The organism is Variovorax sp. OK212 (genome assembly GCF_900112425.1).
Lineage (GTDB): Bacteria > Pseudomonadota > Gammaproteobacteria > Burkholderiales > Burkholderiaceae_C > Variovorax.
In genome coordinates, this window is sequence record NZ_FOLP01000034.1 from 28,063 (window position 1) to 45,820 (window position 17,758).

At 68.4% G+C, this 17,758-nt stretch carries 19 protein-coding genes; 12 read left to right on the plus strand and 7 right to left on the minus strand.

Features of this window, described 5'->3' with window-relative positions:
- Window positions 1-102: 102 nt before the first annotated feature.
- Both BM004_RS38780 and BM004_RS38785 read right to left on the minus strand, forming a co-directional pair.
- Window positions 103-744: a hypothetical protein gene (locus tag BM004_RS38780; protein ID WP_093221988.1), complete on the minus strand. Its 642-nt coding sequence runs from the start codon at window positions 742-744 to the stop codon at window positions 103-105.
- A gap of 128 nt (window positions 745-872) precedes the next feature.
- A complete protein-coding gene (locus BM004_RS38785) occupies window positions 873-1,184 on the minus strand; it encodes a nucleotide pyrophosphohydrolase (RefSeq protein WP_093221991.1) in 312 nt (103 codons plus the stop codon).
- Window positions 1,185-1,252: 68 nt separating this feature from the next.
- Here BM004_RS38785 and BM004_RS38790 point away from each other — a divergent pair, with 68 nt between their 5' ends.
- Window positions 1,253-1,495: a hypothetical protein gene (locus BM004_RS38790; protein WP_256220271.1), complete on the plus strand. Its 243-nt coding sequence runs from the start codon at window positions 1,253-1,255 to the stop codon at window positions 1,493-1,495.
- An 18-nt stretch (window positions 1,496-1,513) separates the two neighbouring features.
- Here the strand turns inward: BM004_RS38790 and BM004_RS38795 are convergent, their stop codons facing one another.
- Both BM004_RS38795 and ppk2 read right to left on the minus strand, forming a co-directional pair.
- On the minus strand, window positions 1,514-2,557 hold the full coding sequence (locus BM004_RS38795) for an extracellular catalytic domain type 1 short-chain-length polyhydroxyalkanoate depolymerase (RefSeq protein WP_093132953.1): 1,044 nt from the start codon (window positions 2,555-2,557) through the stop codon (window positions 1,514-1,516).
- Between the two features lie 77 nt (window positions 2,558-2,634).
- Window positions 2,635-3,564, minus strand: coding sequence for a polyphosphate kinase 2 (ppk2, locus tag BM004_RS38800; RefSeq protein WP_177206771.1), 930 nt, complete (start codon window positions 3,562-3,564; stop codon window positions 2,635-2,637).
- 159 nt (window positions 3,565-3,723) lie between these two features.
- Between ppk2 and BM004_RS38805 the strand changes: the two genes are divergently transcribed.
- From BM004_RS38805 to BM004_RS38840, 8 genes are all read left to right on the plus strand, one after another.
- A complete protein-coding gene (locus BM004_RS38805) occupies window positions 3,724-5,358 on the plus strand; it encodes an inorganic phosphate transporter (RefSeq protein ID WP_093221995.1) in 1,635 nt (544 codons plus the stop codon).
- A 10-nt stretch (window positions 5,359-5,368) separates the two neighbouring features.
- On the plus strand, window positions 5,369-6,415 hold the full coding sequence (locus BM004_RS38810) for a transporter (protein ID WP_093132947.1): 1,047 nt from the start codon (window positions 5,369-5,371) through the stop codon (window positions 6,413-6,415).
- A 97-nt stretch (window positions 6,416-6,512) separates the two neighbouring features.
- The gene (locus tag BM004_RS38815; RefSeq protein WP_093132945.1) at window positions 6,513-7,370 is read left to right on the plus strand and encodes a 3',5'-nucleoside bisphosphate phosphatase; all 858 of its coding nucleotides are present in this window, start codon (window positions 6,513-6,515) and stop codon (window positions 7,368-7,370) included.
- Complete coding sequence (locus tag BM004_RS38820; RefSeq protein WP_093132944.1) at window positions 7,367-8,344, plus strand: DMT family transporter; 978 nt, start codon at window positions 7,367-7,369, stop codon at window positions 8,342-8,344. The genes BM004_RS38815 and BM004_RS38820 overlap by 4 nt, the downstream gene beginning before the upstream one ends.
- Before the next feature lie 16 nt (window positions 8,345-8,360).
- Window positions 8,361-8,996, plus strand: a complete 636-nt coding sequence (locus BM004_RS38825; RefSeq protein ID WP_093132942.1) for an L-threonylcarbamoyladenylate synthase — start codon at window positions 8,361-8,363, stop codon at window positions 8,994-8,996.
- Between the two features lie 41 nt (window positions 8,997-9,037).
- Complete coding sequence (locus tag BM004_RS38830) at window positions 9,038-9,709, plus strand: site-2 protease family protein (protein ID WP_093132940.1); 672 nt, start codon at window positions 9,038-9,040, stop codon at window positions 9,707-9,709.
- 15 nt (window positions 9,710-9,724) lie between these two features.
- Entirely contained in the window at window positions 9,725-11,056 is a 1,332-nt protein-coding gene (locus BM004_RS38835) for a tryptophan--tRNA ligase (protein ID WP_093221998.1), read from the plus strand.
- Between the two features lie 78 nt (window positions 11,057-11,134).
- Window positions 11,135-11,737, plus strand: a complete 603-nt coding sequence (locus BM004_RS38840) for a LuxR C-terminal-related transcriptional regulator (RefSeq protein ID WP_093132936.1) — start codon at window positions 11,135-11,137, stop codon at window positions 11,735-11,737.
- A 129-nt stretch (window positions 11,738-11,866) separates the two neighbouring features.
- Here BM004_RS38840 and BM004_RS38845 read toward each other — a convergent pair whose 3' ends face one another.
- The gene (locus BM004_RS38845) at window positions 11,867-13,282 is read right to left on the minus strand and encodes a surface-behavior sensor histidine kinase ShkS (protein WP_093132932.1); all 1,416 of its coding nucleotides are present in this window, start codon (window positions 13,280-13,282) and stop codon (window positions 11,867-11,869) included.
- Window positions 13,283-13,454: 172 nt separating this feature from the next.
- Here BM004_RS38845 and BM004_RS38850 point away from each other — a divergent pair, with 172 nt between their 5' ends.
- Both BM004_RS38850 and BM004_RS38855 read left to right on the plus strand, forming a co-directional pair.
- On the plus strand, window positions 13,455-13,865 hold the full coding sequence (locus tag BM004_RS38850) for a VOC family protein (protein WP_093222000.1): 411 nt from the start codon (window positions 13,455-13,457) through the stop codon (window positions 13,863-13,865).
- The gene (locus BM004_RS38855; protein ID WP_093222004.1) at window positions 13,859-14,260 is read left to right on the plus strand and encodes a phage holin family protein; all 402 of its coding nucleotides are present in this window, start codon (window positions 13,859-13,861) and stop codon (window positions 14,258-14,260) included. Before BM004_RS38850 ends, BM004_RS38855 begins: the two co-directional genes overlap by 7 nt.
- A gap of 32 nt (window positions 14,261-14,292) precedes the next feature.
- Here the strand turns inward: BM004_RS38855 and BM004_RS38860 are convergent, their stop codons facing one another.
- Together BM004_RS38860 and BM004_RS38865 are read right to left on the minus strand one after the other, a co-directional pair.
- The gene (locus BM004_RS38860) at window positions 14,293-15,615 is read right to left on the minus strand and encodes an FAD-dependent oxidoreductase (protein ID WP_256220272.1); all 1,323 of its coding nucleotides are present in this window, start codon (window positions 15,613-15,615) and stop codon (window positions 14,293-14,295) included.
- A gap of 13 nt (window positions 15,616-15,628) precedes the next feature.
- Window positions 15,629-16,645 carry a Bug family tripartite tricarboxylate transporter substrate binding protein gene (locus BM004_RS38865; RefSeq protein WP_093222006.1) on the minus strand — a complete coding sequence of 339 codons (1,017 nt, stop codon included), beginning with the start codon at window positions 16,643-16,645 and terminating at the stop codon, window positions 15,629-15,631.
- A 142-nt stretch (window positions 16,646-16,787) separates the two neighbouring features.
- Between BM004_RS38865 and BM004_RS38870 the strand changes: the two genes are divergently transcribed.
- Window positions 16,788-17,687 carry a LysR family transcriptional regulator gene (locus BM004_RS38870; protein ID WP_093132924.1) on the plus strand — a complete coding sequence of 300 codons (900 nt, stop codon included), beginning with the start codon at window positions 16,788-16,790 and terminating at the stop codon, window positions 17,685-17,687.
- The last annotated feature ends 71 nt before the right edge of the window (window positions 17,688-17,758 follow it).

Here is a 17,758-nt window from a genome sequence, read left to right on the forward strand (position 1 = left end):
ACGGGGTCGCCAGCGTCTGGCTGGCGTGGGGAGGAGTCTGCGCAACGCACCAGAAAGGTGAAATACGCCGGGTGGCGTACACGGAAGGTACTCAGCGGAACTTCACGGCGTGCCCGCGCGCCGGCACATGTCTTCGAGGAAACCCGGCTCGAGCTCGTCGTTGTTGACCCTGGCGCCCTTCGCCCAGGTGCAGGCGGGCGCGAAGTCTTCCTTCAGGTAGTGGACGAACGCCATCTGGGCGCGGGCGTTGCGCGCGGTGAACGACACCTTGAGCGCCGTGTCCAGTTGCGCCAGGCTGTCGTCGAGCCGCTTCTGCGTCCACAGGAAACGGCCGTAGTCCACATGGGCCTCGGCGGCGACGCCCGGCCTGGACGTGGCGAGGCGGAAATACCGCTCCACCTCGGCCGGCGCGCCACCGCGCATGGACGTGACGAGGGCGAAGCCGTGGTACGCGTCCCCGTTCTCGGGGTCGAGCAGCCAGGCCTGGTTGAAGCGCGACATGGCTGTGCCGAGATCGCGGCGCGCCCAATAGCCCCAGCCCGCCTTGACCGCATGCCTGGACGCGTCGGCGCGCGAGAGCCCCTGCTTTTCGATGCCGGCAACGAATTTGTCGTCCGCGCTCTGCAACGCCGCGGCCTTCTCGGTGTCGCCGTACATCGGTTGCTGGTTGATCGGCAGCGCGTCGGCGCAGGCCGCGCCCACGGTGAGCAGCAGCGCGGCTGCCAGGGTCGCAAGACGTTGCATTCGAAGTCCCTCCTGATGGTTCTTGTGTAGGAACCGCGCAGGCTAGTGAGCGCGCGCAGCCGAGGGCCGGCCAATCAGGAAAGGATCGCTATTCGATACCCAAAGCACACCCTGGCGCGACGCCAGCATCAGACGGGGTACTTTTTTGCGTTGAGAACCATCTTGCTTGTCGCCGCCTCGACCACGTCGATGCCGAGCTTGTCGGCCAGCTGGAGCAGGTAGAGGAACACGTCGGCGATCTCGGTGCCGATCTCGGCGCGCTTGTCGGCCGGCAGCGCGCGGCTCTGCGCCTCGGTGAGCCACTGGAAGTGCTCGAGCAGCTCGGCGGCCTCGACCGAGAGCGCCGAGGCGAGGTTCTTGGGGGAGTGGAACTGCTCCCAGTTGCGGGCCTGGGCGAAGTCGCGCAGGGCTTGAGTGAGCGAAGTCAGATCGGATTCCATGGCATAGCTGTCGTTGGGGCGGCGAGTGTGGCACGGCCTTGTGGAAGAAGCCCGATCTGGGCATGCCCATGCCCAGATTGGGCAAGTCGTCAGGCTTGGACTGGCGCCGGCCGGCGGCCACGCCAATGGCGCAACGCGACGACCAGCGCCGACCCGGCAACATGCTCGGCCAGGGCAATGCGGCCTTGGACGCGATCGCCGGCGCGGTGAGCTGTGCGTCGGAGGCGGCGTTCAGCAAGGCCTTCAAGCGCGAGAAATGCATGGCGCCCGTTGCGTGGCGGGCCGCCGCGCGCGACGGCGTCGCGGCATAGCGCCCCGTCTTCGGTTCCTCAGGCCTTGGCCGCCGCCTTGAACTGCGTGCTGGCGAAGGCCCATGCCATGCGTGTGGCGTCAGGGCCCTCGGGGTCGCTGAACAGCAGCTTGGCCGCGCCGCCGCTCCACGAGTGCCCGAGCCCCGCGATTTCGCACAGCGTGACCAGCGTGCGGCCCTTGCGCTTGAAGTCGGTCACCTGCATCGCGCGGCGCTTGCCGCGCTGCATGGCACGCGGCATGCCGGGCCGCGCGCCGAGGGCCGTGGCCCACACGGCCGCGCTGCTGACGGCGTTGCTCGGCGCCACCACGGCATCGGCGTCGCCGTGCAGAACCAGCATCGGCGGCAAGGTGGCGAAGACGGCCGCGGCGCCCATCGCCTTGCCGACCGCGGTGGTGGGCATGGGCGGCACGTTCTTGCCGCGCATGGCGCCGAGCGCGGTGGCCGACGACTTGGCCGCGCCGGGCGCCACGCCCGAATGCATGACGACGGCACGAAAGCGGTTCGGGTAGCGCGTGGCCAGCAGCGCCGCCATGCTGGCACCGGCCGACAGCCCCGCCACCGCCACGCGGTCGCGGTCGACGGGGTACAGCATGCAGGCCTGATCGACCGCGGCCATCAGCGTCGCGGCCTCGGCGTCGGCCTTGCCGGAGCGGCGCTCGTACCAGTTCCAGCAGCCCTGGGGGTGGGCGAGCCTGTCCTGCTCGGGGTAGAGCACCAGGAAGCGCTGGCGCACGGCCAGCGCGTTCATGCGCGTGCTGGCCGCAAAGTCGCGCCCGGTCTGGCCGCAGCCGTGCAGCATGACCATGAGCGGCAGCTTCTCGCCGGGCGCGAGTTGCAGGTCGGCCGGGCGGAACAGGTGATAGCCCCGCGCGCCGCCGGCACCCACGGCCATGCCGCTGAGCCAGTCGCCCTTGCCGGGCGGCGGCTTGAGCCGCTTGGCCGCGGCGCGCTGCACCTGGCCTGCGATGCGCTTGCTGTTGCTCAGCGTGACCTTGGTCAGCGCGCGCAGGTTGCGCTGGTACGCGCGGGCGAATACGGAAGCGGTGGAACGACGGGCCATGGCGCAGTTTGAAGGCAAAGCGCCGGGCGGCCTAACGACAAAGCAGCAGAACGGCGGCAAGCCCGCCGTTCGCGGCCTCAGTAGATTTCCGGAACGATCATGCTGGCCGGCACCGGCTGGCGCAGGTAGTCGGCATGGCGCTCGCGCTCGGGCAGCGCGATCGGCGGGTGCGGCACCTCGTTGTAGGGCATCTGGCCCAGCAGGTGGCTGATGCAGTTCAGGCGCGCCTTCTTCTTGTCGACGGCCTGCACCACCCACCACGGCGCCTCGGGGATGTGGGTGCGCTCGAGCATGATTTCCTTCGCCTTGGTGTATTCCTCCCAGCGGCGGCGGCTCTCGAGGTCCATGGGGCTGAGCTTCCACTGCTTCAGCGGGTCGTGGATGCGGCCCAGGAAGCGCATGTGCTGCTCGTCGTCGGTGATGGAGAACCAGTACTTGATGAGCTTGATGCCCGAGCGCACGAGCATCTTCTCGAACTCGGGCACGGTGCGGAAGAACTCCTCGTACTCGTCGTCGGTACAGAAGCCCATCACGCGCTCGACGCCGGCGCGGTTGTACCAGCTGCGGTCGAACAGCACCATCTCGCCGGCCGCCGGCAGGTGCGCGGCATAGCGCTGGAAGTACCACTGCGTGCGTTCGCGGTCGTTGGGCGCGGGCAGCGCGGCCACGCGGGCCACGCGCGGGTTCAGCCGCTGGGTGATGCGCTTGATGACGCCGCCCTTGCCGGCCGCGTCGCGGCCTTCGAAAAGAATGACGACCTTCTGCTTGCTGTGCTGCACCCAGTCCTGCAGCTTGACCAGTTCGCCCTGCAGGCGGAACAGTTCCTTGAAATACGCCTGGCGCGCCGCCTTTTCGGTGGCCAGGGTGGCCGCGGTTGTCGAGGGGTCGAGTCCGTCGATGTTGCGGTCTTCGATTTCCAGCTCGAGCTCTTCGTCGTAGCTGTCGATCAGGTCGCGGGCGATGCGTTGCATCAGTTCTTCGTGGTCCGGGAGGGCGCTGTTCAGCATGATGGAAGGCTCGAAAGTGAAGGCGAAGAAAAAAGCATGCTGCGCCGCCCATATGACGACGGCGTGACGGACAAACGCTCTTTTACAGGCCCCGACACAAAGTTGTCATATAGCCGGAACACCATCCGCGGCATACCAACAGCTTAAAAAACCGCCGCCATGAACACCCTCGCAGCCCCCAAAGCCGAGATGCCGCAGGCGCCCGGCGCCGCGCACCGGCCCAAGCTCGACGCCAAGCCCGGTCCGCTCACGCTGATCACCTTCGTGGGCCTGTTGGCCGCGGGGCTGCTGTTCACCGCATGGAGCCTGGTCGGCGATGTCAGCTCCTCGGGCGCGCCCACCAACACGTGGGTGCCCTACATCCTGCTGGGCGTGGCGCTGCTGATTGCGCTGGGCTTCGAGTTCGTCAACGGCTTCCACGACACGGCCAACGCGGTGGCCACCGTCATCTACACGCACTCGCTGCCGCCCAACTTCGCGGTGGTGTGGTCGGGCTTCTTCAACTTCCTGGGCGTGCTGGTCTCCAGCGGCGCGGTGGCCTTCGGCATCATCGCGCTGCTGCCGGTGGAGCTGATCCTGCAGGTGGGTTCGGGCGCGGGCTTCGCGATGGTGTTCGCGCTGCTGATCGCCGCCATCATCTGGAACCTGGGGACGTGGTGGCTGGGGCTGCCGGCGTCGTCGTCGCACACGCTGATCGGCTCGATCATCGGCGTGGGCGTGGCGAATGCGCTGATGCATGGCCGCGACGGCACCAGCGGTGTCGACTGGGCGCAGGCCACCAAGGTGGGCTACTCGCTGCTGCTGTCGCCGATGGTCGGCTTCGGCTGCGCGGCCCTGCTGCTGCTGGCGCTGCGCGCCTTCGTGAAGAACCGCGCGCTGTATGAGGAACCCAAGGGCAGCGAGCCGCCGCCGCTGTGGATCCGCGGCCTGCTGATCCTGACGTGCACGGGCGTGTCGTTCGCGCACGGTTCCAACGACGGCCAGAAGGGCATGGGCCTGATCATGCTGATCCTGGTGGGCACGGTGCCCATGGCCTATGCGCTGAACCGCGCGATGCCCGCCGACGAAACCGTCAAGTTCGTGGCCGTGGCCGAGATGGCGCAGAACGCGCTGACCCGCAGCGTGCCCACGTCGCTGCCCGCCCTGCAGCCTGACGCCGTGCGCGACACGCTCTCCACCTATGTGCGCACCCGCGAGTTCACCCCCGCCGTGGTGCCCGCGCTGGCCGCCACGGCCGGCAGCATCGGCGAGCAGGTGCGCAAGCACGGCTCGCTGGCCGCGGTGCCGGCGGAATCCGTGGCCAACGTGCGCAACGACATGTACCTGGCTTCCGAGGCCATTCGCCACCTCGACAAGAGCGGCGCCGCCAAGTTCGACGCCGACACCAGGATGCGCGTGGGCGCCTTCCGCGAAGAGCTGGACAGCGCCACGCGCTTCATCCCGATGTGGGTCAAGGTGGCGGTGGCCATTGCGCTGGGCCTGGGCACCATGATCGGCTGGAAGCGCATCGTGGTCACCGTGGGCGAGAAGATCGGCAAGACGCACCTGAGCTACGCGCAGGGCGCCTCGGCCGAGGTGGTGGCCATGATCACCATCGGCGCGGCCGACATGTACGGCCTGCCGGTGTCGACCACGCACGTGCTGTCTTCCGGCGTGGCCGGCACCATGACGGCCAGCGGCTCGGGGCTGCAGATGTCCACGCTGCGCAACCTCGCGCTGGCCTGGGTGCTGACGCTGCCGGTGGCCATGCTGCTGTCGGGCTCGCTCTACTGGCTTTTCACCCGCATTTTCTGAATCACGCACCTTGTCGTCGGCATTCCATGATCTCTCCGCCCAGTCGTACGGCGGCGACGAAGCCGGGCTGATCTCCGGCTACCTGTTCGACGCCACGGCGCCGGAGCCCGCGCGCGCCATCGACTCGGCGCAGGCCGCCGTCTGGCTGGCCGAGCAACGCGACATCGAGTGCACCGCGGACAGCCCCGCCTACGTCTGGCTGCACTTCAACCTGAGCCACGCGCACGCGGAGCGCTGGCTGCTGCGGCACGCGAACCTATCGGACACCTTCTACGAGACGCTGCACGAGGGCCTGCCCTCCACGCGCATCGAGCGCGCGGACGACTCGCTGATCGCCGTCATCAACGACGTGCACTTCGAGTTCAGCTTCGAGCCCTCGGACATTTCCACGCTGTGGATCAGCGTGGGCCCGCGCCTGGTGGTCACGGCGCGCACCAAGCCGCTGCGCTCGGTCGACGCGCTGCGCACCGCGGTGAAGGCCGGCGACGCGCCGCGCTCGAGCACCGAGCTGCTGGAGCACCTGCTGCGCGCGCAGGCCGACGTGCTGGTGAAGATCGTGCGCGGCGTCACCTCGCGCATCGACCGCATCGAGGACGAACTGCTGGCCGGGCGGCTGGACCACAAGCGCGCGCGCCTGGGCGTGCTGCGCCGGCTGCTGGTGCGGCTGCAGCGCCTGCTGGCGCCCGAGCCGGCCGCGCTGTTCCGCCTGCTGCAGGGCCCGCCGGCCTGGATGGCCGAGCCCGACGTGCAGGAGCTGCGCGGCTCGACGGAAGAGTTCTCGGTGGTGCTGCGCGACATGCAGGCGCTGCAGGAGCGCATCAAGCTGCTGCAGGAAGAAATTGCCGCCAACGTCAACGAGGACAACAACCGCAGCCTGTTCGTGCTGACGGTGGTCACGGTGCTGGCGCTGCCGATCAACATCCTGGCCGGCCTGTTCGGCATGAACGTGGGCGGCATTCCGCTGGCCGACCACAAGCACGGCTTCTGGATCGTGGTGGCGATCGTCGCCAGCTTCACCGCGGTGGCGGCCTGGGCGGCTTTTCGCAAGAAGCGCTGAGCCGCGTCCAGCGGTGCAGTAATGCTATTTATTTAGTAGCGCATTGCACAGCATCCACGCGCCCGCATCGATGTTCCAGACCCCATAGAATGCAGGGGTGTCCTCCATCCTCAATGCCGATCTTCACTGCCACTCCGTGGTCTCCGACGGCACGCTGACGCCCGAAGAACTGGCCGCGCGCGCGGCCACCAACGGGGTCGAGCTCTGGGCGCTCACCGACCACGACGAAGTCGGTGGACAGCACCGCGCCGCTGCCGCGGCCCGTGCCAACGGCATGCGCTACCTCACCGGCACCGAGATCTCGGTGACCTTCGCGAACGAAACCGTGCACATCGTCGGCCTGGGTTTCGACCCCGACGACGCGGCCATCTCGCAGGGCCTGTACGACACGCGCGGCGGCCGCGGCAAGCGCGCGCAGGAAATGTCCGAGGGGCTGGCCAAGGTCGGCATCCATGGCGCCTACGAAGGCGCGCTGCGCTTCGTGGGCAACCCCGAACTCATCTCTCGGACGCACTTCGCGCGCTTTCTCGTCGAGCAGGGCCACTGCCGCGACACGCCCGAGGTGTTCCGCAAGTTCCTCACCGAAGGCAAGCCCGGCTACGTGCCGCACCGCTGGGCCACGCTGAAGGACGCCGTCAGCTGGATCACCGGCGCCAAGGGCATGGCGGTGATCGCGCACCCCGGCCGCTACAAGTTCACGGCCAACGAGGAATACGCGCTGTTCCTCGAATTCAAGGCGCACGGCGGCCAGGCGATCGAGGTCGTCACCGGCAGCCACACGCCGGCCGAATATGTCGAATACGCCGACAAGGCGCTCGAGTTCGATTTCGCCGCCTCGCGCGGCAGCGATTTCCACAGCCCCGACGAGAGCCATTGCGATCTCGGCAAGTTGCCACCATTGCCCGGCGCACTCACGCCGGTGTGGGAACTGCTCGGCGACCGCATCCAGCAGTGAGCCAGAGCCCCGGGCCCGGCACCGACAACGCGGCCGCCGCCGCGCTGGCCAATGCACGCGCCCAGGCGCAAAAAAGCATCAGCGCCGAGTCCGAACGCATCCTGGCCGGCATCGGCCTCGTGGTTCTGGCCGTGGGCTGCTTCGCCACGCTCGACACCGCCACCAAGTACTCCACGCTGGGCGTGCCCATTCTCATGGGCGTGTGGTTCCGCTATGCCTTCCAGGCGGTGGCCACCACGCTGGTGCTGCTGCCGCTGCACGGCACCGCGCTGCTGCGCACGCGGCATCCGCGCTACCAGGTGCTGCGCGGGGCGCTGCTGCTGGCCTCCAGCGTCTTCGCATTTTTGAGCTTGCGCTACATGCCGCTGGCCGAGTTCACCTCGATCGTGCTGATCGCGCCGCTGGTCATCACGCTGCTGGCGGCCACCACGCTGAAGGAGCACGTGTCGCCGTTGCGCTGGTCGCTGGTGGCGGGCGGCTTCCTGGGCACGCTGGTCATCCTGCGCCCGGGCGGCAGCGCCTTCAGCTGGGCCATTCTTCTGCCGCTGGGGCTGGTGCTCACCAACGCGTGGTTCCAGGTGCTCACCAGCAAGCTGGCGCAGACCGAGAACCCGCTGACCATGCACTTCTACACGGGCTGGGTCGGCACGCTGATCGCCTCGGTGGCCGTGCCCTTCGTGTGGACCGCCCTGCCCTCGTGGGAATGGTGGGCGCTGCTGTGCCTCATGGGTTTCATGGGAACGGTGGGACACTTCATGCTGATCCTGGCCTACCAGCGCGCGCCGGCGTCCACGCTCACCCCTTATCTTTATGCGCAGATCGCGTTCGCCATGCTCGGCGGCTGGCTCATCTTTTCCCATGTGCCCGACCGCTTCTCGCTCATCGGCATGGCGATGATCGCGGTCTGCGGTGCGGCGGGCGCGTGGCTCACGGTGCGCGAGCGCCGCGTGCCGATCGAACCTGCCGAATCCTGAACCGGAGACCTCTTTCATGGCCCAGTACTTCGAAGTCCATCCCGAGAACCCGCAGCAGCGCCTGCTGAAGCAGGCCGTCACGCTGCTGGAGCGCGGCGAGATCGTGGCCGTGCCCACGGACTCCAGCTACGCCCTGGCCTGCCACCTCGACGACAAGGACGCGGTCGACCAGCTTCGCCGCATCCGCCAGGTCGACGACAAGCACCACCTCACGCTGCTGTGCCGCGACCTGAGCGAGCTCGCCAACTACGCGCGCGTCGACAACAAGCAGTACCGCCTGTTGAAGGCGGCCACGCCGGGCCCATACACCTTTTTGCTCGAAGCCACCAAGGAAGTGCCGCGCCGCGTGAGCCATCCGCAGCGCAAGACCATCGGCCTGCGCGTGCCCGACCACAAGGTGCTGCTGGAGCTGCTGGCGCTGCACGGCGCGCCGCTGTTGGCCACCACCTTGATCCCGCCCGGCGAGACCGAGGCGCTGAACGATGCGCAGACCATTCGCGAGCGCTTCGAGAAGCAGATTGCCGCCGTCATCGACGCCGGCGCCTGCCCGTCGCAGCCCACCACGGTGGTCGACCTGACGCCCATGGGCAGCGGCGACGACCCGGTCGTGGTGCGCCAGGGGCGTGGTGCGCTGGCCGTGCTGGGCCTGTGAAATCGGGCCGATATCAACTCCCTGTCTGACACAATCGCCCGGTGGATATTTCCAATCTGATACAGACCGTACTGATCTACGCACTGCCCGTGATCTTCGCGATCACGGTGCACGAGGCGGCGCACGGCTATGTGGCGCGCCATTTCGGCGACAACACGGCCGAGGTCATGGGGCGCGTCACCCTCAACCCGATGAAGCACATCGACCCCATCGGGACCATCCTGATGCCGCTGATGCTGTACTTCGCAACCTCGGGCGCATTCCTTTTCGGCTATGCCAAGCCGGTGCCGGTGAACTTCGGGCGGCTGCGCCATCCGAAGCGCGACATGATCTGGGTCGCGCTGGCCGGACCGGTGTCCAACTTCATCCAGGCGATTCTTTGGGCGCTGGTGCTCATCGCGCTGGTCGCGGCGGGCATCAATGAAACCTTTTTCATCAAGATGGCGCAAGGCGGCATCCTGGTCAACCTCGTGATGTGGGCCTTCAACCTGTTCCCGCTGCCCCCGCTGGACGGCGGCCGCGTGCTCGCGGGCCTGCTGCCCAGCGGCCAGGCGCAGATGTTCCTGGCGCGCATCGAGCCTTACGGCTTCTTCATCGTGATGGGCCTCGTCATCGCGGGTGTCGTCAGCAACTACTGGCTGCGCCCGTTGATGGACGTGGGCTACTACGTCATCAACCTGATCATCACGCCGCTCAAGGCCTTGCTGTTCTAAGTTCTGTTCCGTTCCATGGTTTCGTCCTCTCAAGCTCCCCTGCGCGTCCTGACCGGCATCACCCCGTCGGGCACGCCGCACCTCGGCAACTACGTCGGCTCGATCCGCCACTCGGTGCGGCAAAGCGTCGCGCCCGATGTGCAGAGCTTCTTCTTCCTGGCCGACTACCACGCGCTCATCAAGGTGCAGCAGCCGGCGCTCATCCAGCGCTCCACCCTCGAGATCGCCGCCAGCTGGCTGGCCTGCGGCCTCGACCCCGAGCACGTCACCTTCTACCGCCAGTCGGACATCCCCGAGATCCCCGAGCTGACCTGGTTCCTCACCTGCGTCACCGGCAAGGGCGTGCTCAACCGCGCGCATGCCTACAAGGCGCAGCTCGACAAGAACGTGGCCAAGGGCGAGGACCCCGACGCCGACGTGACGGCCGGCCTCTTCATGTACCCCGTGCTCATGGGCGCGGACATTTTGATGTTCAACGCGCACAAGGTGCCCGTGGGCCGCGACCAGGTGCAGCACATCGAGATGGCGCGCGACATGGCGCAGCGCTTCAACCACCAGTACGGCGAGCACTTCACGCTGCCCGACGCCGAGATCGACGACGCCGTGGCCACCCTGCCCGGCCTCGACGGCCGCAAGATGAGCAAGAGCTACGGCAACACGATCCCGCTGTTCGCGCCGCGCGCGTACCTGCGCAAGCAGATCACCAGCATCGTGACCGACTCGCGCGCGCCCGGCGAGCCCAAGGACACCGAAGGCTCGGCGCTGTTCCAGATCTACCAGGCCTTTGCCGATGCCGACGAGACCGACATGCTGCGCAAGGCCTACGCCGACGGCATCGGCTGGGGCGACGCCAAGCAGCTGCTGTTCGAGCGCATCGACCTCGAAGTGGCCCCGCTGCGCGCACGCTACGACGAGCTGATCGCCAACCCGGCCGAGATCGAGCGCCTGTTGCTCATCGGCGCCGAGAAGGCCCGCGCGCTTTCGCAGCCGTTCATGACCAGCCTGCGCCACGCCGTGGGCCTGCGCAACCTGGCGGCCGGCAAGGACAAGGGCGGCGCCAAGGCGGCCAAGGTCGCGAAGCCCAGCTTCAAGCAATACCGCGAGAAGGCCGACGGCCTCTTCTATTTCAAGCTGTTGGATGCGCGCGGCGAAACCCTGCTGCAGAGCCGTGGATTCACATCGCCGCAGGAAGCGGGCCGTACCATCGCGGTCTTGCAGGCGCAGCGCGGCGAGGCACTGGCTTCGCTGGCCGAGCAGCTGGAACCCATCGACACAGAAGGAACACGCGCTGTCACCGAGGCGCTGGAGGCACTGGCCGAGGCAACGTCCGCAAACCAAGGGAGTTGATCCGGCAACGCCCGCCGGCTTGTTGGCCGGTGAGCTGGAGAAAAGAGAGAAGACGGTGCGATCACAAAGGAAGAAAACATGAGCATTTATGTCATCGACGACCACCCCCTGATGCGCGACGCGATCGTGATGGTCCTGCGGCGCCTGCGCCCGGCCGAGAACATCGTCGAGCTCGAGCGCCTGGACAAGCTTGCGGGCTCGGTTCAGCAGCGTGGCGCCCCCACCCTCTTCTGCCTGGACCTGAAGCTCCCGGACACCAATGGCGTGTCGGGCGTGATCGCGGTCAAGCAGGTCTACCCGAACGTGCCGATCGCCGTGTATTCGGCGGCACCGGCGGCGGACATGGAAGACGCCTGCATCGAGGCGGGTGCCGACACCTACATCGAGAAGTCGGCCAGCTCCAACGAGCTGGCGGCCGCCCTGCGCGGCCTGCTGATGGCCGGCTCGGAAGACGAGACCGACGAGATGCCGGCCGCCAACAGCGGCAAGCTGTCCAAGCGCCAGACGCAGCTGATCGCCATGCTCGACAAGGGCATGAGCAACCGCGACATCGCCACCGACCTGGAGATCAGCGAACACACGGTGAAGGTTCACCTGTGGCGCCTGTTCCGCCGCCTGGGAGTGAAGAGCCGCACGCAGGCGCTGCATTACGCGCGTACGAACGGGCTGCTGTCGGGCTGATATCGGCTGCCCGCGAGGGCTGCCCGCAAAGGAACCGCGCCCCGTGCGCGGTTTTTTTGTGGGCGAAATCTACGACTCGGGTCAGGCCTTGGCCCAGGACCTGGGCAGGTCGTGGGCAGGTCCTGAGACTCAGCCGCCGGAGGCCGTCACCCGCGCCTGCGCCACCGCCTCGTCCGCATCGTGCAGCGCCACGCGGAACACGCTGCCGCTGCCCAGGCGCGAACGCACGCTGACCGGGTGCCCCAGCACGTGCGACAACCGCGCCACGATGGCCAGGCCCAGGCCGAAGCCGTCGGAGGTGCCGGCATGGTCGGCCACCTTGTAGAACTCCAGGAACACGTCGCGCAGGTGCTCCGGCGCAATGCCGATGCCGGTGTCCCACACCTCCACGCGCAGGCCCTCGTGCGTCTTGCGCGCGGCCAGCAGCACGCCGCCCTCGGTCGTGTACTTGATGGCGTTGGCCAGCAGGTTGCCGATCATGCGGCGCACACGGATCGGGTCGGTCAGGAACGAGCCCTCGCACACGTGCACGCGGAAGTCCAGGCCGCGGCTCTCGGCCACCGGGCGGTATTGCAGCTCCAGGTCGTGCAGCAGCTCGGGCACGTCCACGCGCTCCACGTGCAGGCGCACCTGGCCCGAGTCGATGCGCGCCAGGTCGAACATGGAGTCGAACAGCGCGTTCACCGCGTGCGTGGCGCGCACGATCTTCGGCGCGAGCTCGAGCACCAGCTCGGGCTCGTTGCGCAGCCAGTCGGCGTACAGCGACAGCGCCAGCACCGGCTGGCGCATGTCGTGCGCCGCGCTCGCCAGGAAGCGGTTCTTCATGGCCACGGCCGACACCGCCGCCTGCCGCTGCTGGGTGAGCGACTTGATCAGGATGTGGTTGTGGAACAGCAGCTCCAGGCTGTTGCGCGCCGTCTCGTGAACGTGCCGCCCCGCCCGCAGCAGCAGGAACCAGTGCAGGATCGGCAGCATCGGCATCAGGTAGCCGTACTGGAACTGCGGGTGCTGCAGCGTCAGGCTCACCAGCCGCAGCACCACCGCGCCGAGCATCGTGATGAACAGCGTGTTGACGTAGCGCTTGAGCAGCGGCGGGTGCAGCGCCAGCCCGTTGAGCGGAAAGGTGCCCACGCCGGCCACGATGAGCCAGCTCATGAACTGGTTCACCTGCGGCGAGCGCTCGAAGAACAGCAGCACCGAGAAGCCCCACACCACCGCGCTGGTGCTCCACACGAAGCCGTAGCGCTCGGTGAACTGCTGCTGCGCCGCGGCGCTGCGTCCGGCGTAGCGCACCGCGTACACGCGCGCGCCCCAGGCGCGGCAGGCGGTGGCGATGATGCCGGCCACCAGCCAGGTCAGCAGTTCCCACTTGGGCACGTAGCCCCAGTTCAGGCCCACCATGGCCGGCATGAGCGCCGCCGACACGAAGTAGGAGCCGCGCGCGGAGCGCATCAGGCTGCGGATGAGTTCGCCGCGCACCCACGATTCGGCCTCGTCGGCCGAGGCCGGGGCGGGGGTCATGCTGGCGATCGACGCATTGGCCATAGGGCGCACGATCCTTGTTGATCCGGCGACAGAGAAAGCTCCCGGGTCCTCTCTTCCTCGGCGCGGGAGCGCGAAACCGGCGATCTTAACGGCCTGTCCGTCATTGTTTCACGCAGTAACGATTGAAAACAGGCCTCCATAATCGCAGGCCAACCCTCGAGGAAAGCCCCGCATGCTGTCCCATGTCTACCTCGGCGTGAACGACTTCACGCGCGCCTTTGACTTCTATTCGATGCTGATGGAAACACTGGGCATGAAGTTGCGGTTCCGCGACGACGCCAAGCCGTGGGCCGGCTGGCAGAGCCCCGACGCGCCCCGCCCGCTGTTCCTGGTGGGTACCCCGTTCGACGGGCAGGCGGCCGCGCCAGGCAACGGCCAGATGGTGGCGCTGATGGCGCCCGACCGCGCCACCGTCGACCGTGCCCATGCCGCGGCGCTGGTGCAGGGCGGCACCTGCGAAGGCCCGCCGGGCCTCAGGCCGCACTACCACCCCGACTACTATGGCGCCTACTTCCGCGACCCCGAGGGCAACAAGCTCTGCGTCTGCTGCCACACACCCGCTATCCTGCCCGCCACATGCTGAACAACATCACCCCCTTCCTCATCCACTGGGCCATCACCGCCGTCTCGCTCTGGGTGGCCAGCCACCTGTTTCGCGGACTGAAGTTCGACAGCACCGGCGCGCTGGTGGTCTCGGCGCTGCTGCTGGGCCTGGCCAACGCGGTCGTGAAGCCACTGCTGATCGTGCTCACGCTGCCGCTGACGCTGGTGACCTTCGGGCTGTTCCTGCTGGTCATCAACGCGCTGATGATCCTGCTGGTGGCCGCGCTGGTGAAGGGGTTCCGGGTGTCCGGTTTCTGGACCGCCCTGTTCGCGAGCATCTTCATCTCGCTGCTGAGCATCGTCATCGGCTCGTTCGTGACGAGCAACGACCCGGCCGAGAAGGTCCAGATGCCGCAAAGCGGCAACTGGCTCTGAACCGCCCGGTGCCTTTCTGACGCCTTGAACGGCTAGGCGAGCACCGCGCCGCCGCGCACCAGCGCCTCGCGCAGTGCCGGCACCGCCACCGAGCGCACCTGAGCGCCCATGCCCGCGCCGGCCGCCTTCGCGGCCATGGCCGCCGCGATGCCCGCCGCATGGCCGACGGCCATCGAGATGGTCATGACCCGGATCGCCGCCAGCGCCTCATGGCTGGCCGAGATGCCGCGGCCCACCACCAGCGCGTTGTCGAGCGTGCTCGGGATCAGGCTGCGGTACGGGATCTGGTAGGCGTGGTCGTCGTCCATCGGCACGTAGTGCAGCGCGCCGCCCTGCGCCGGATGGATGTCGATCGGGTACGCCCCCGCCGCAACGGCGTCGGGAAACTGCATCGGCGCCAGCAGCTCGCCGGCCGTCAGCACGTGGTCGCCCTCCACCCGCCGCGTTTCGCGCACGCCCACCTGCGTGGCGAAGGCGCGCAGCCGGCCGTCCTCGCAACCGGGCACCGCGGCCGCCAGGAACGCCGAGGCCTTCCAGGCCTGGCGCCGCCCTTCGATCTCCGCGGCGCCGAGCGCCATCGGGTCGGTGGCGTCGATGCCCAGGCGGCTGATGTTGAACCAGCCGTCGTTCGAATACGGGTCGCGGCTCGAATGCAGCGCCGCTCGCGCCAGCCCGCCCTGCGCGTAGCCCTTGGCGGCCAGCGCCGCCAGCTCGGCCTTCGACAGCGCGCCGAAGCGCTCGAAGTCGATCGGGCCGAAGCGGAACATCATCGTGGCCGGTTGCAGCGCCTCGCCGTCGCCCAGCTCCAGGAAGCGCGCGCCCGCCTGCTTCAGCGCGTCCATGTCGCCCGAGGCATCGACCAGCACGCCCGCGCGCAAGGCCAGCACGCCGCCCTTGGTCAGCACGCGCAGGCCGGCCACCTGCCGGCCTTCGCAGTCGACGCCCAGCAGGTTCGCGTGCAGCAGCGGCCGCACACCGGCCTCGGCCACCATGTCGTCGAGCACCAGCTTGAGCACCTCGGGCGCGTACTCGACGCGGTCCATGCGGTGGCCGGTGGACATCACGAAGCTCTCGTGCGCGCGCGCACCGCCGTACAGCCGCAGCCGCGCCACCACCTCGTCGGCCAGCCCCGCCACCACCTTGCGGCCATTGCCGGTCTGCCAGCTGTTGAACTGCGCCACCGCGCCGGCCGTGGCGTTGCCGCCCAGGAAACCGTAGCGCTCGACCAGCACCACCGACGCCCCCTGCCGCGCCGCCGCCACGGCGGCCATGGTGCCCGCGACACCGCCGCCGCACACCGCCACATCGGCCTCGACCACGAGGCTGCCGCCGCGCGTGTTCATGCTCGCATTCATTGCCATGCCCTCATCAGTTCTCGACCTGGATGCCGCGGCTCTTCACCACCTGGCCCCAGCGGCTGCCTTCGGTCTTCAGGTACTGCGCCGTGGCCTCGCGACCGCTGGCGAAGGCCTCCAGGCTCAGCGCATCGAAGCGCTTCTTCACGGTGTCCGACTGCAGCGCCGCGGCCAGCAGCTTCTCGAGCCGGGCCAGGCCTTCGGGCGGAATGGAGCCCTTGGGCGCCACCAGCGTGGCCCAGCCTTCGACCTCCAGGCTTTGCAGCTTCAGGCTGCGAAAGGTCGGCACGTTCGCCAGCTCGGCCACCGGCTGCGCCGACGATACCGCCAGCGCGCGCAGCCGGCCCGAGCGGATGTGCACGATCACGCTCGGCAGGTTCAGGAAGCCCATCGACACCAGCCCCGAGATCAGGTCGGGCATCAGCGCGCTCTCGCCCTTGTAGGGCACGCTCACCAGCGAGGTGCCGGTCTCCTGCGCGAAGAGCTCGGCCGTCAGGTGCGCCAGCGTGCCCGTGCCGCTGTTGCCGGCGCTGAGCTTGCCCGGCTGCGCCTTGGCCTGCGCCACGAGATCGGCCACCGTCTTCGCCTTCGAGTCGGCCGGCACCACCAGCACCAGCGGCTGCTGCGACACCATGCCGATGGCATCGAAGTCGCGCGCCACGTCGTAGGTGAGCTTGGGGTTGAGCACGGGGTTGATCACCATGCTGTTGCTGCCCATGAGCAGCGTGTGGCCGTCGCGGCTTTGCAGCGCCGCCGCCACGCCGATGGCGCTGCCGGCGCCGGGCTTGTTCTCCACGATCACCGGCTGGCCCAGCTGCGGCGCCAGCACCTCGGCCAGCACGCGGGCCGAGCCGTCGGCGCCGCCGCCCGGCGCGAAGGGCACGATGATGCGCAGCGGCTTGGTGGGCCAGGCGTCGGCGGCGAACGATGCGCCCGGGAATGTCGACAGGGTCGAAAGGGCGGCCAGCGCAGCGATCGTCGAAAGGGCCTGTCTGCGCGTGAAGCCGCGCGCGGCGGGAGCGTGTTCCATGTCTCGTTTGCCTCTTGTGTCTTGTGGTTCTTCGAAGAAAGAACGCCGATCCTAGGAAGCACCCGCGCGCCCGGCAAATACCAACATTGCGCAAGGCCATAACATCACGTTATCGAACAACGACAACGCAGCGGGACAAGTCATGAACCTCCGACAGATCGAAGTCTTCCGTGCCGTCATGCTGGCGGGCTCCGTCACCGACGCGGCGCGCTCGCTGCACGTGTCGCAGCCCGGCATCAGCCGCATGCTGTCGCACATCGAACTGCAGCTCGGGCTGCGCCTGTTCGAGCGGCGCAAGGGCAAGCTCGGGCCCACGCCCGAGGCGCAGGCGCTGTTCGCCGAGGTCGAGCAGGTGTACCGCGGCGTGGCGCGCATCGACGACTGCGCGCAGGCGCTGAAGGACGGCAAGATGCTCACGCTGCGCGTGCTGTGCAGCCCCAGCACCGGGCTGGACATGGTGCCGCGCGCGCTCACCGCGCTGGGCGAGGAGTTTCCGGCCGCGCGCATCTACCTGGAGGTGGTGCTCGCCAAGGAAATGGTCAAGCGCCTGACCACGCACGAGGCCGACGTGGCCATCTCCACGCTGGCCATCGACGACCCGCTGCTCACCGCGCGCCCCATCGGCCAATGGACCCTTGCCGGCGTGTTCCCGCGCGGCCATGCGCTGGAGGCGCGGCGCACGCTGAAGCCCACCGACATCCTGAAGGAACGCATGATCGCCTTCAGCCCCGACACGCCGCAGGGCCGCATCATTGCCGACTGGTGCGTGCAGCACCGCTGCCGGCCCGACGCGCGCATCGAGGTGCGCGCCGGGCAGAGCGCCTGCGCGCTGGCGGCGTCGGGCGCGGGCGTGGCCATCGTCGACGACCTCACGGCCCGCGGCTGCATGACCGACCGGCTGAGCTTCAGGCCCATACAGAAGGCGCCGTCGTTCGACATCTTCGCGGTGACCAACGACAACTTCGCGGCCTCGCTGCTGTCGAGCCGCTTCGTTGCGCATGCAGAGGCGGCGCTGCGGCAGTTGAAGAAGGAGCGTGCATGACGCGCGCCTGAAGTGTTCTCGGAGCGCGCCTGAGCACCGCGCGCCATCCCATATTCAGTCGAGGGACAACG

Coding starts and splice junctions, on each gene's coding strand:
- BM004_RS38780 (WP_093221988.1), bottom strand. CDS start 744: ATGCAACGTCTTGCGACCCTGGCAGCCGCGCTGCTGCTCACCGTGGGC.
- BM004_RS38785 (WP_093221991.1), bottom strand. CDS start 1,184: ATGGAATCCGATCTGACTTCGCTCACTCAAGCCCTGCGCGACTTCGCC.
- BM004_RS38790 (WP_256220271.1), top strand. CDS start 1,253: ATGCCCAGATTGGGCAAGTCGTCAGGCTTGGACTGGCGCCGGCCGGCG.
- BM004_RS38795 (WP_093132953.1), bottom strand. CDS start 2,557: ATGGCCCGTCGTTCCACCGCTTCCGTATTCGCCCGCGCGTACCAGCGC.
- ppk2 (WP_177206771.1), bottom strand. CDS start 3,564: ATGCTGAACAGCGCCCTCCCGGACCACGAAGAACTGATGCAACGCATC.
- BM004_RS38805 (WP_093221995.1), top strand. CDS start 3,724: ATGAACACCCTCGCAGCCCCCAAAGCCGAGATGCCGCAGGCGCCCGGC.
- BM004_RS38825 (WP_093132942.1), top strand. CDS start 8,361: ATGGCCCAGTACTTCGAAGTCCATCCCGAGAACCCGCAGCAGCGCCTG.
- BM004_RS38835 (WP_093221998.1), top strand. CDS start 9,725: ATGGTTTCGTCCTCTCAAGCTCCCCTGCGCGTCCTGACCGGCATCACC.
- BM004_RS38840 (WP_093132936.1), top strand. CDS start 11,135: ATGAGCATTTATGTCATCGACGACCACCCCCTGATGCGCGACGCGATC.
- BM004_RS38845 (WP_093132932.1), bottom strand. CDS start 13,282: ATGGCCAATGCGTCGATCGCCAGCATGACCCCCGCCCCGGCCTCGGCC.
- BM004_RS38850 (WP_093222000.1), top strand. CDS start 13,455: ATGCTGTCCCATGTCTACCTCGGCGTGAACGACTTCACGCGCGCCTTT.
- BM004_RS38855 (WP_093222004.1), top strand. CDS start 13,859: ATGCTGAACAACATCACCCCCTTCCTCATCCACTGGGCCATCACCGCC.
- BM004_RS38860 (WP_256220272.1), bottom strand. CDS start 15,615: ATGAATGCGAGCATGAACACGCGCGGCGGCAGCCTCGTGGTCGAGGCC.
- BM004_RS38865 (WP_093222006.1), bottom strand. CDS start 16,645: ATGGAACACGCTCCCGCCGCGCGCGGCTTCACGCGCAGACAGGCCCTT.
- BM004_RS38870 (WP_093132924.1), top strand. CDS start 16,788: ATGAACCTCCGACAGATCGAAGTCTTCCGTGCCGTCATGCTGGCGGGC.